Source organism: Gottfriedia acidiceleris, assembly GCF_004138285.1.
Lineage (GTDB): Bacteria > Bacillota > Bacilli > Bacillales > Bacillaceae_G > Gottfriedia > Gottfriedia acidiceleris_A.
This window is the reverse complement of the sequence record NZ_SCFN01000003.1, coordinates 249,327-261,404: the sequence shown is the minus strand read 5'-3', so window position 1 is coordinate 261,404 and position 12,078 is coordinate 249,327. Positions and strand designations below refer to the sequence as shown.

The following is a 12,078-nucleotide window of genomic DNA, read 5'->3' as shown; positions in this document are numbered from 1 at the left end:
TGGCCTTTCTTTTTATTAATAGTTAAAATTATGATAATAGCTTAATGTACTATACCTTTTTTATTGTTTAGTGCATTTATTTAGAGAGGAGGTTCACTAATGTCAAAAATACAGAAGTTAGATGAGATTTTAGCCAATCAAATAGCGGCAGGTGAAGTTGTAGAACGTCCTGCATCAGTTGTAAAGGAATTACTTGAGAATGCAATTGATGCAACTAGTACACGTATTTCAGTCGAAATTAACGACGGTGGACTCTCACGAATTTTTGTAAGTGATAATGGCGAAGGGATGACAAAGGAAGATAGTATCCTAGCATTTGAGCGCCATGCAACGAGCAAAATAAAAGATGAAAATGACCTATTTCGAATACGTACATTAGGCTTCCGTGGTGAAGCATTACCGAGTATTGCATCTGTTAGTTATGTTACAGTAAAAACATCAACCGAAGATGGACCTGGGATTGAAACAATTTTAAAAGGTGGCGTATTGCAATCTCAAAAAGAAATTGCTAAATCAAATGGAACAAGTATTGAAGTTTCAAATTTATTTTTTAATACACCAGCTAGATTAAAATATATGAGAACGGTTCAAACAGAATTAAGTAATGTGACAGACGTTGTCTATCGATTAGCATTAGCAAATCCACAAATCGCTTTTGATTTGAAACATAATGATAAATTAATGTTCCGTAGTAATGGAAATGGCGACGCAAGACAAATTCTTGCATCATTATACGGTCTACAAATTGCAAAAAACATGGTTCATTTTAAAGGCGAGTCATTAGACTTTCAAATTGAAGGCTATTTATCCATGCCTGAATATACACGAGCAACTAGAAACTATATATCGCTATATGTAAATGGAAGATATGTTAAACACTATGGCGTAAATAAATCAATAAGCGAAGGCTATCATACTTTGCTCCCAATTGGCCGTTTTCCAATCGTTTCGTTATTTATTAAAATGGACCCTCAATTAGTCGATGTAAATGTTCATCCAACAAAACAAGAAGTGCGTTTTAGTAAAGAGGATCAATTATTTACATTAATTACTGAAAGTATAAAAAAAGTTTTTAGAGGTCGTTCCCTTATTCCAGAAATAAAGTCAACAGCTCCAAAGGAAAAAATATTAAGTGAACAATCTACATTTTCGTTTGAACATTCTTCTATAAAAGAAGACGTAGAAAAGAAATTACCTTTCTCGCTTCAAGATCGTTTTACTACTAATTCGAATTATTCCAATGAAACGAATGAAACAGTCAATGTAGAAAATTCAACTGAATTCGATTCAATTACTCAAATTGATTCATCAACCCCTACCGATTATGAGAATCTTTATTTTGAAAAACATGAATCAAATAAAGATGTAGGATATTCAAATTTTGTAAATGAAGACGACCAAACAAATATAGAAGAAACAGTCATTGTGAACGAAGAAGTATATGATGAGCAAAATATAGACCAACTACCTCCTTTATATCCAATCGGGCAAATGCATGGAACATATATTATTGCTCAAAATGAAAAAGGATTATATTTAATTGATCAACATGCCGCACAAGAACGTGTTTACTATGAATATTTTAAGGAAAAAATAGGGGAAGTTGCATCAGAACTACAAACTTTATTAATTCCAATCACATTTGATGTTTCACCAGAACAAGCTATTTTATTAGACCAATACCATGATGAACTACAAGAAGTTGGACTATTTATCGAGAAGTTCGGATCGAATAGTTATGTCATTCGTGAACATCCAAATTGGTTTCCAGAAGGGCAAGAGGATACATTAATTGATGAAATGATTCAAGAACTATTAAAACGCGGAACAATTAATATAAAGAAACTACGCGAAGAAAAAGCCATTATGATGAGTTGTAAAGCGTCAATAAAAGCAAATCAATATATAACAAACGATGAAATTTTTAATCTATTAGAATCGCTGAGAAAATCAAGCAATCCATTTACATGTCCTCACGGTCGACCAATCGTTATCCATTTTAGTTCGTATGAGCTTGAGAAAATGTTTAAGCGAGTCATGTAATAAAATAAGTTTGAATTTTTAAGGGGCTGTCTCATAAGTCAGGTTAACTGAAATATGGGCGCCCTTTTTTTATTATTATAATTAGTGGGAGGTATTTCAACAGTGCTTTGCAAATTAAGTTGATCTTTGCTTCATCCTTTATTTGCACTGTTGAACTACATTTTGCTATTCTAAATGACTTATTTGCAACTCAGACTAAATTCGCCACGATGCTTCTTTTAATAAAAACGAGGGCTCTCATAACGGAAACCCTCTATTTAAATATTATTTAACAACTCCAATCACAAAACCATCATATCCTTTTAATCCAACAGTCTGAATTGCAGTAGTGTCAATACGAGAGTCTGTAGCTATTAGATCCATTAGTTGACGGACACCTTTGACACTTTCATCGTGACTCGTTTCATAAATTACTTCTCCGTTTCGAACGACATTATCGACAATAATTAAAGCGCCAGAGCTTGCTAATTTTAATGCCCATTTTAAATAGTGAGGATTATTTGGTTTATCGGCATCAATAAATATGAAATCAAATAAATACTTTGATTCTTTTAGAGCTGGTAATGTTTTTAACGCTTTTCCTATAATAATTTCCACTTTATCTTGCAATTTTGCTTCTATGATATTTTGTTTGGCAACTTTTGCATACTCATGGCTAATTTCTAAGGTTGTTAATTTCCCATCTTCGGGAAGTGCACGAGCTAACCAAATACTACTATATCCACCTAAAGTACCGATTTCTAAAATGTTTTTAGCGCCTTTAACCTTTGCTAATAGATAAAGTAATTTACCTTGAGTAGGAGACACATCTATGCTAGGTAGACCGGCTTGATAATTTGCAAGTAATACATTTTCTAAGATAGGATCATTCGGAATTAGTTTTTCTATAAAATATTCATCAACATCGTTCCAAATTACGTTATTAGGCAAGATACTTCCCCCTTACTTTGTACTGTTCCAAAAAAGTATATGGTATTGTTTCATAAAAATGCTTCTACAGGAAAAAGTCATACACATGGAGATAATTGAATGTGTACACAAAGTACATTAAACTTAAGTTTTTGACTGATTGTAAACGCTTGTCAGCAGTCTGAAAGTAGTACTTAATCAGTTTGTTTTACATAATTGTATTTGCTAAAATAGATTGGTAGTAAAATTAACCAGTAGAGGAGATTTTTATATGATTAATAAAATCGGTAAAGTTACTGTTTATGTAGAAGATCAAGAGCAAGCAAAAGATTTTTGGATTAATAAAATGGGGTTTGTTCTAAAAATTGAAATGCCAATGGGACCAGATGCTAAATGGATTGAAGTAGGTCCAAGCGAAAGTGAATTTACTACTTTAGTTCTTTACTCTAAACCATCGATGCAACAATTTAAACCAGAAAAAATAGCTCATCCATCTGTACTTTTTAGTACAACGGATATTGATGCTGCTTATGAAAAAATGAAGCAAAATGGCGTAAAAGTTGATGACCTGATGAAAATGCCATACGGTTCAATGTTTAATTTCTACGATCAAGATGGTAATGATTATTTATTAAGAGAAGACAAATAATACATAATAAAAAGAGTTGTTTCCATTTAGAGAAACAACTCTTTTTTACTTAAATAAGATGCTCGAATTTTACTCGTTTATTTAAATAGTACATAATCGGTATACCCACAACCATCACTACAAATTCACCAATGGCTGTAGTTAAATAAGTCATTGGGAAAGGTAAATGAAATGCTAGCTTTAATTCGATTGCAATTAAGAACATAGTAATCGTAAAGACAATCGTGTTTACAATCATTCTCGGTAAAATACCTTTTATAAACTTTGATGTTGCAATTGTAATTAATAAAGAAATAATCGATTGGCCAACACCAAAGACTAAATCATATGCCATTATTGGAGAAAAGAAAAAATTAGCTAATATAACTCCTAAAACTACTCCATATATGTACTTTTTATTAAAAACGACTAAGTGGTTAAATATTTCGGATACACGAAACTGTACATTCGTAAACCCGAACGGTTGAATAAAGTACGTTACTGCAATATATAGTGCAGCAAATACTCCATTAACAGTAATTGTTTTTAACTTCATTTTGTTTCTCCTTAGTTTTTTTTCGTGGGAGGTTTTCGAACCACGTAAAAAATATATTTTTTAAACGTAAGAATAAATATTATACTTAAAAATATTTTTAGTCAATAATAATAAAGAAATTAATTATGAAAATAAGTTCAAAAAAATACTTTATTAAAAATATATTATACTGGTATAATTAGTGAATCGAAACAATTTATTTTTCTTTCAGTTTAAAGTGAAAGGACTGACAAAATGACAATTCCTTCTAATCCATATATTTTAGTATTTGGTGTTTCTATATGTGATATTATCGGATTTACGAAAAAAAATTATCGTCCATATGATTCAAATCCAGGCAGTGTAAAAGTATCGTTTGGTGGTGTTTGCCGTAATATTGCAGAAAATATGGCAAAGATCAACTTAAATACAAAGTTTATTTCTGTCATTGGTGATGATATCAATGGAATCAACATGTTAAATCACGCAAAAAATATGAACATAGATATGGAAGACACGTTAATTATTAAAGGTGAATCTACTCCAACATATTTAGCCATTTTAAATGAAAGCGGAGAAATGGTCTCTGCAGTAGTAGATTTAGATATCACAAACAATTTTACAAAGGAGTTTATAGACTCCAAAGCAGAAGTTATTCGAAATGCTGAATATATGGTGGTTGACGCGGATAATCCAAGTATTTTAGCTTATTTATTAACAAATTTCCATAATGAAACAAAATTTATTTTAGATCCAGTTTCTGCTTCAAAAGCTTCAAAAATAAGAGATTATATTCAATATTTTCATACGATTAAACCAAATCGACATGAAGCTGAAGTACTATGTGGATTTAAAATTACTTCTGTTGAAGATGTACGAAAAGCTGGCAGATATTTTAAAGAATTAGGCGTAACAAATGTTTTCATTAGTTTAGATGCAGAAGGAATTTATTATAATGATGGAATAGAAGAAGGTATTATCCAAGCAGATGGTGTTTCAGTCGTTAATGTAACAGGAGCGGGAGATGCTTTAGTTGCTGGGATTGGATTTGGCTATATGAATAATATGAGCATTGTTGATACAGTTAAATATTCTGTTTCAATGTCTTCTATTACAATTTCACATGTCGATACAATTAACCCGAATATGTGTTGTAACGTTGTAGATCATCACATTAATGAACTTAATTGGGTAGAAATGCAATTTTAGTTGAGAACCTTTTAATGGGTTCTTTTTTTTGTTTTTGATTAATAAATACTGCTACTAGAATAAAAGAACCTCGCTTAATGCAAGGTTCTTTTCATCATTAAAGAGAGCGTACTAAAATATCTCTTGCACTTTCCTTATCTAAAATTTTGTAACCACCAACTACTGGTTTTACGAAGGATTTTTCTACTAATTCGTCTATACGTGAGTCATCAATTTGATAATCTGCTAAACGGTTCGGTGCACCGATTGAGTTCCAAAAACTTCTTAGTGCCTGGATCCCTTCTTCTGCAACTTGCTTTGTTGTTTTTCCTTCTTCAGAAATTCCAAAAACATTCGTTGCTAGCATTTTAATTCTGCTTGGATCATAGTCTAAGCAGTGACTTAACCAGTTAGGGAATATGATTGCTAATCCACCGCCGTGTGGAATATCGTAAATCGCAGATACTGCATGTTCAATTTGATGTGATGCCCAGTCGCCACCATCTGTACCGTTTAATAACGTATCATTAAAGGCTGTCGTACTAGCGTACATAATTGTTTCACGTAAATCATAGTTTTCTAAATCCTTAACAAGCTTTCCACCAGCTTCGATTACAGTAATTAATAAACTTTCGATAAAGCGATCAATCATAGGTGTATTACTAACACGGTGGAAATATTGCTCTAATGCATGTGACATAATGTCGACAATTCCATAGATTGTTTGATCTATTGGTACCGAGAATGTATAAGAAGGGTCTAAAATTGAAAATTTAGGAAAAACGAATGGATTACTCCATCCTCTCTTTTCATTCATTTCCATATTAGATATGACTGATGTGCAGTTCATTTCTGAACCGGTTGCAGCTAAAGTTAAAACAGTACCAAAAGGAGTTGCACTCGTTGGTTGGGATTTTCTAGTAATAAGATCCCACACATCTCCTTCGAATGGAATGCCAATTGCAATAGCTTTAACACAGTCGATTACGCTGCCGCCGCCTACTGCTAAAATAAAATCAATTTTTTTATCTCTACAGATTTGAATACCTTTTTGCACCGTTGTTAGTCTCGGGTTTGGTTCAACTCCAGAAAGTTCAAAAATCGTTTTACCACTTAGTTGGTTCATTACGTCATCATATACGCCATTTTTTTTAATACTACCGCCACCATAAACGACAAGTATACGATTATATTCTTGTACTTCATTTGCTAATTGTTCAATTTGATTTTTCCCAAACCATAATTTAGTTGGGTTATGTTGTAAAAATGGAATCAAGGTCTTGCTCCTTCTAGTTACTTACTTATTTTTTAGTGTTGTGTTTAGCAATTCCGCTTGTTGAATGGCTAATTGATCTTCCAATATTGCACCAGGTGAATTTCCTGTTCCAATAATATATCCTTCAAGTGTTGCTCCAACAAATTCGAAAATATGTTTAAATTGTAAAATTAATGGTAGTGCTTTAATTTTAGGCTGATCGCCACCAACAATTACGACATACATTTTTTTGTTTTTAATTTTTTCAGCGAATTGTAGATCTTTATTACGAAGACTTTGAGACCAACGATCAATAAAGTTTTTCATGTATCCACTCATACCATACCAATATAAAGGTGTTGAAAAAATAATCGTATCATGCTCTAGCATTTCTTTAACAATTTCCTCGTAATCATCATCAATTGGTTGGAAGCCATTTGGCTCGTGTCTTTGGTCGTTAATAGCCTTAATATTTTTATGACGTAATTGTACTTCCGTCTTGGCAACATCTTTTGTAATGAGATTTGTAAGCTGCTCTGTATTTCCGTTTTCCCTTGAACTACCATGAATGATAAACATATTGTTTCCACTCCTTTTTAAATAAATTATGATTGTAATTATGAATGATAACGATCTTAAAATAAAGTACGTACTAAAAAGTGCCTATAAAACTTCTTGGATAAACTGAGTCTATATAACTATGTTAGGATTTTTTATAACTGATAAATATTTGAACTATAAATTATTTGTATGCTATATTTTATGAACCTTTACTGTAGACTGCAAAATCATTGATAGGACAATAGTTATAATTTCCACAAAATATGGTGATTTTGAAGTTTTCATTTGTACTAAAAAAGTTGAGTAAAATAACTTTAACTTTAATTAAATAGTAATTAGCAATGATGGAGGATTTATGAAAGAATATAATATGCCGATTGAAGCAGCGATTGAGGTAATAGGTGGTAAGTGGAAATGTATTATACTTTGCCATTTAGAAACTGGTAAAAAAAGAACGAATGAGCTTAGAAAACTGATGCCTAAAATAACTCAAAAAATGTTAACACAGCAATTAAGAGAGTTAGAAGCGGATGGACTAATTAATCGTATTGCTTATGATCAAATTCCACCTAAAGTGGAATATGAATTAAATGAATACGGTAAATCTATGAAACCGATTTTGGATCTCTTATGTACATGGGGCGGTAATCATATAAAGAAAAGCAAAACGAATTAATACTATCGTTATAAAATTAAGAAACGACAAAAAATTTATTTAATTGAAAATTTTTTGAAGGAATTTAAAAAGAAGTGTAGAAATATTTATCTTAGAGACTACTATATAAATGTAAAATCGATTCATAAAACGATAATTACATTAATATAGTAGTAAAGGTTGTGTGTTCGTTAGGGAAATTCCCATATATTTCTAAATGGTATTCTTGGCGAATTATCATCCTGTTAAGAATTTTTTTTATGCGGTTTATTTGTTTTGTAAGCGTTTACTTAGCGCTCTTACATAGTTTTTTCTTTTCTTTACAAAAATCGTAATTTATAGGGGGAAATTAAAATGAAACAAGATGAATTAAAACAAACAAATACTAGCTATGATGTTTTTCCAGTACAAGATGTACATCATTTAGAACTATATGTAGGTAACGCGAAACAAACAGCTTATTTCTTCGCAAACACTTTTGGATTTACTCCAGTAGCATACTCTGGTTTAGAAACAAAAGTACGTGATAAAGTTTCTTACGTATTAAAAAATGGTACGATTCGTCTAGTTATTACTGGAACTTTAAAAGAAGATTCTAAAATTGCTGATTTTATTAAAAAACATGGCGATGGTGTTAAAGATATCGCTTTATTAGTTGACGATATTGAAACAGCTTATCAAGGCGCAGTAAGTCGTGGAGCGATTAAAATTTTACCTCCAACTGAAGTTAGCGATGAATACGGAACAGTTAAAAAAGCTGTAATCGGAACTTATGGTGATACAATTCACACATTAATCGAAAAAGGCGACTACAATGGTCCTTTCTTACCTGGATATAAAGATCGTGCTTTCACAATTCCAGTAAATGAAACAGGATTAATCGCATTAGACCACGTAGTTGGTAACGTTGAAAGAATGGAAGAATGGGTTTCTTATTATGAAAATGTAATGGGATTCCAATCAATGATTCATTTTGATGATGACGATATTAGTACTGAGTATTCTGCATTAATGTCAAAAGTTATGACAAATGGAAGCAGAATTAAATTCCCAATTAACGAACCAGCTGAAGGTAAAAAGAAATCACAAATTCAAGAGTACTTAGACTATAACAATGGACCAGGTGTACAACATATTGCGTTATTAACTGAAGATATTGTTGATACAGTTACTAAGCTTAGAGCTTTAGGTGTGGAATTCTTAAAAACACCAGATACGTATTATGATATGTTAACAGAGCGCGTTGGAAAAATTGATGAAGATATTGAGAAATTAAGAGAATTAAAGATTTTAGTTGACCGTGATGATGAAGGGTATTTATTACAAATCTTCACTCGTCCAATCGTTGACCGTCCAACATTATTTATTGAAATTATTCAACGTAAAGGTGCTAGAGGATTCGGTGATGGTAACTTTAAAGCATTATTCGAATCAATCGAGCGTGAGCAAGAACTTCGAGGAAATCTATAAGGAGTTGTAACAATGGAAATTAGACCAGATACTTTACCATGGCAAGATGCTTATAAGCTGTTAATTGGTTCAGTGTTGCCTCGTCCGATTGCATTTGTTTCAACTGTAAACTCAGAAGGTGTAGCGAATGTTGCACCTTTTAGTTTCTTTACAGCGATATGTGCTGACCCGATGTTAGTGTGCTTTGCACCAATGATTAGAGGTACAGACGGCGAGAAAAAAGACACATTAAAAAATATTGAACTGACGAAACGATTCATTATTAATATTGTAAGTGAAGAAATTTGCGAACAAGTTAATAATGCTGCTGCAGATTTTCCGTATGGAGTAGATGAATTTGAACAAGTTGGTCTTACTAAAGTGGATGGGACAACTGTGCAAGTTCCTCGAGTAAAAGAAAGTTTAGTAGGACTAGAATGTGAGCTTCATGAGCTACTACATTTTGGCGAAAACAAAGGTGCTGGAAGTTTAGTAATTGGTAAAGTCGTTAATGTTCATATTAATGATGAATTATATGCAGATGGCAAAATCAATACTGAAAAGCTAAATCCTGTTGGTCGCCTTGCTGGACATTCTTATACACGTGCTATTTCTGATACTTTTGCAATTGAAAGAAAAAGGTGAAGGTATGAAATTTATAACTTTTCAATATGATGGTAATGAGCGTGCAGGTTTATTAGTTGAAGATCAAGTAATCGATCTTTATAAAGCTAGTAATGGCCGAATTCCAGCAGATTTACTAACGATTCTAGAAAACTATGATTTATATAAAAATGAAATAGCAGAAATAACAGGAGAAGGTATACCGCTTTCTTCTGTTCAATTGCGAGCACCATTACCAAAACCACAAAGTATCCGTGACTTTTATGCATTTGAGGAGCATGTGAAAACTGCTCGCGGCAGAAGAGGTCTAGAGATGATACCTGAGTGGTATGACGTACCAGTTTTCTATTTTACGAATCATCGAGCGGTTATTGGACCTGAAGATCATGTAAGCATTCCAACTAATTGCAAAAAGATGGATTTTGAATTAGAAATCGCTTGTATTATCGGTAAAGAAGGTAAAGATATCCCAGTTGAAGAAGCCGATGATTATATTCTTGGCTATACAATTTTAAATGACTGGAGTGCTAGAGATATTCAAGCACATGAAGTAAAGGTTGGCTTAGGTCCATCAAAAGGTAAGGATTTTGCTACTTCTTTAGGACCTTGCATTGTAACAAAAGATGAAATTGAGAAATTTAGATCAGGTAAAAGCTATGATTTGAAGATGACAGCTGCAGTTAATGGAAAAGTCATTTCTAGTGGCAACTTTTCTTCAATTTTTTATTCCGTTCCAGAATTAATTTCTCATGCTTCAAAAAACGTAACACTATATCCAGGTGATGTGATTGGCTCTGGAACTGTTGGAACAGGTTGTATTTTAGAACTTGGTGAAGAAAAACATCGCTGGTTAGAAGATGGGGACGTCGTTGAGTTAAGCATTACAGGTTTAGGTACATTACGAAATACTGTTAGAAAGTGAGGGGAAGCGTGTGTATTATCGTAGTCTAGGTAAGATTCCAAAGAAAAGACATATTCAATTTCGAAAAGAAGATGGATCATTATATAGAGAGCAGGTAATGGGTACAAAAGGATTTTCAGGTACTCAATCAATTTTATATCATAACAATATGCCTACATCAGTTAGTGAGACATCATTTTATAAATCACTTCAGATCGAATTTGAAGAACAGACATCTTTACAACACCGCCATATTCGTACAAACAATTTAGAGCGTACAGGAGATGTTTTAGAAGGAAGAGTATACGTTTTAGGTAACTCTGATCTGTTAATTGCAGTTGCAAACGTAACAGAAGAAAGCAAGCATTTTTATCGAAATGGTGAAGGAGATGAAATGTTCTTCGTTCATTACGGTTCAGGTGAAATCCAAACAATGTTTGGAACAATTACTTACCGTAAAGGGGATTATATCATGATCCCTATTGGAACAATTTACAAAGTAGTTCCAAATGATGATACGAAGTTTTTAATTGTTGAGTCTAATAGTCAATTAACAACGCCAAGACGTTATCGAAATGAATATGGCCAAATGCTTGAGCATAGCCCATTTTGCGAACGTGATTTTAGAGGACCAGAAACGCTAGAGACTTATGATGAAAAAGGTGAATTTACTGTTCTAACTAGAGCAAGAGGGAACCTTTACAAACATGTCTTAACACATCATCCATTTGATGTAGTAGGTTGGGATGGGTATTTATATCCATGGGCATTTAATATTGAAGATTTCGAACCGATTACAGGAAGAATTCATCAGCCACCACCAGTACATCAAACATTCGAAGGTCATAATTTTGTAGTGTGCTCATTTGTTCCAAGGATGTATGATTACCATCCAGAAGCAATTCCAGCACCATATGTACACAGTAATGTAAACAGTGATGAAGTCCTTTACTACGTAGAAGGAAACTTTATGAGTAGAAAAGGAATCGAACAAGAATCTATTACTTTACATCCATCAGGTATTCCACATGGACCACATCCAGGTAAAACTGAAGGTAGTATTGGAAAGAAAGAAACATTAGAACTAGCAGTTATGATAGATACATTTAGACCACTTTACGTAGTAAAAGAAGCACATCAATATGAAGATCCAGCTTATATGGGTAGTTGGATTGAAAAGTAGAGTCTTTTGATTCTACTTTTTATTTGAATTTGAAACAAGCTATTTTCAAGATAACGCAGGCAATATGGAACTAGATAATTTGAAATATTCTTGAAAATAGTACTAGATTAACAGCTTAATAATATGATAAACTGACAACATTATACA

At 32.6% G+C, this 12,078-nt stretch carries 12 protein-coding genes and 1 riboswitch; of the genes, 8 read left to right on the top strand and 4 right to left on the bottom strand.

Features of this window, described 5'->3' with window-relative positions; translation table 11 throughout:
- Positions 1-99: 99 nt before the first annotated feature.
- The gene (gene mutL / locus EP747_RS06505; protein ID WP_129689070.1) at positions 100-2,043 is read left to right on the top strand and encodes a DNA mismatch repair endonuclease MutL; all 1,944 of its coding nucleotides are present in this window, start codon (positions 100-102) and stop codon (positions 2,041-2,043) included.
- A gap of 264 nt (positions 2,044-2,307) precedes the next feature.
- Here mutL and EP747_RS06500 read toward each other — a convergent pair whose 3' ends face one another.
- Complete coding sequence (locus EP747_RS06500; protein WP_129689069.1) at positions 2,308-2,973, bottom strand: O-methyltransferase; 666 nt, start codon at positions 2,971-2,973, stop codon at positions 2,308-2,310.
- A 250-nt stretch (positions 2,974-3,223) separates the two neighbouring features.
- Here EP747_RS06500 and EP747_RS06495 point away from each other — a divergent pair, with 250 nt between their 5' ends.
- Entirely contained in the window at positions 3,224-3,601 is a 378-nt protein-coding gene (locus EP747_RS06495) for a VOC family protein (protein WP_129689068.1), read from the top strand.
- Positions 3,602-3,650: 49 nt separating this feature from the next.
- On the opposite strand, the gene EP747_RS06490 is transcribed toward EP747_RS06495, so the two are convergent.
- Entirely contained in the window at positions 3,651-4,136 is a 486-nt protein-coding gene (locus EP747_RS06490; protein ID WP_129689067.1) for a QueT transporter family protein, read from the bottom strand.
- 5 nt (positions 4,137-4,141) lie between these two features.
- A riboswitch (PreQ1 riboswitch) is annotated at positions 4,142-4,186 on the bottom strand.
- Positions 4,187-4,370: 184 nt separating this feature from the next.
- Between EP747_RS06490 and EP747_RS06485 the strand changes: the two genes are divergently transcribed.
- Positions 4,371-5,324 (top strand): carbohydrate kinase family protein, encoded by a 954-nt coding sequence (locus EP747_RS06485; RefSeq protein WP_129689066.1) that lies wholly within the window; start codon positions 4,371-4,373, stop codon positions 5,322-5,324.
- A gap of 97 nt (positions 5,325-5,421) precedes the next feature.
- Here EP747_RS06485 and EP747_RS06480 read toward each other — a convergent pair whose 3' ends face one another.
- Entirely contained in the window at positions 5,422-6,579 is a 1,158-nt protein-coding gene (locus EP747_RS06480; protein WP_129689065.1) for an iron-containing alcohol dehydrogenase, read from the bottom strand.
- A 21-nt stretch (positions 6,580-6,600) separates the two neighbouring features.
- The gene (locus EP747_RS06475; protein ID WP_129689064.1) at positions 6,601-7,137 is read right to left on the bottom strand and encodes a flavodoxin family protein; all 537 of its coding nucleotides are present in this window, start codon (positions 7,135-7,137) and stop codon (positions 6,601-6,603) included.
- Positions 7,138-7,474: 337 nt separating this feature from the next.
- Here EP747_RS06475 and EP747_RS06470 point away from each other — a divergent pair, with 337 nt between their 5' ends.
- The 5 genes from EP747_RS06470 (at position 7,475) to EP747_RS06450 (ending at position 11,931) form a co-directional block, all read left to right on the top strand.
- Positions 7,475-7,795, top strand: coding sequence for a winged helix-turn-helix transcriptional regulator (locus tag EP747_RS06470; protein WP_129689063.1), 321 nt, complete (start codon positions 7,475-7,477; stop codon positions 7,793-7,795).
- Between the two features lie 333 nt (positions 7,796-8,128).
- Positions 8,129-9,244 (top strand): 4-hydroxyphenylpyruvate dioxygenase, encoded by a 1,116-nt coding sequence (gene hppD, locus EP747_RS06465; RefSeq protein WP_088012860.1) that lies wholly within the window; start codon positions 8,129-8,131, stop codon positions 9,242-9,244.
- 12 nt (positions 9,245-9,256) lie between these two features.
- A complete protein-coding gene (locus tag EP747_RS06460) occupies positions 9,257-9,868 on the top strand; it encodes a flavin reductase family protein (protein ID WP_129689062.1) in 612 nt (203 codons plus the stop codon).
- A 4-nt stretch (positions 9,869-9,872) separates the two neighbouring features.
- Positions 9,873-10,769, top strand: a complete 897-nt coding sequence (locus tag EP747_RS06455; protein WP_129689061.1) for a fumarylacetoacetate hydrolase family protein — start codon at positions 9,873-9,875, stop codon at positions 10,767-10,769.
- A 10-nt stretch (positions 10,770-10,779) separates the two neighbouring features.
- Entirely contained in the window at positions 10,780-11,931 is a 1,152-nt protein-coding gene (locus EP747_RS06450; protein WP_129689060.1) for a homogentisate 1,2-dioxygenase, read from the top strand.
- Positions 11,932-12,078: the final 147 nt, after the last annotated feature.

Bases quoted from the DNA above. Each gene is read 5' to 3' on its own strand.
- EP747_RS06455 (WP_129689061.1), top strand. From the start codon at position 9,873: ATGAAATTTATAACTTTTCAATATGATGGTAATGAGCGTGCAGGTTTA.
- EP747_RS06490 (WP_129689067.1), bottom strand. From the start codon at position 4,136: ATGAAGTTAAAAACAATTACTGTTAATGGAGTATTTGCTGCACTATAT.
- EP747_RS06475 (WP_129689064.1), bottom strand. From the start codon at position 7,137: ATGTTTATCATTCATGGTAGTTCAAGGGAAAACGGAAATACAGAGCAG.
- hppD (WP_088012860.1), top strand. From the start codon at position 8,129: ATGAAACAAGATGAATTAAAACAAACAAATACTAGCTATGATGTTTTT.
- EP747_RS06460 (WP_129689062.1), top strand. From the start codon at position 9,257: ATGGAAATTAGACCAGATACTTTACCATGGCAAGATGCTTATAAGCTG.
- EP747_RS06495 (WP_129689068.1), top strand. From the start codon at position 3,224: ATGATTAATAAAATCGGTAAAGTTACTGTTTATGTAGAAGATCAAGAG.
- mutL (WP_129689070.1), top strand. From the start codon at position 100: ATGTCAAAAATACAGAAGTTAGATGAGATTTTAGCCAATCAAATAGCG.
- EP747_RS06470 (WP_129689063.1), top strand. From the start codon at position 7,475: ATGAAAGAATATAATATGCCGATTGAAGCAGCGATTGAGGTAATAGGT.
- EP747_RS06485 (WP_129689066.1), top strand. From the start codon at position 4,371: ATGACAATTCCTTCTAATCCATATATTTTAGTATTTGGTGTTTCTATA.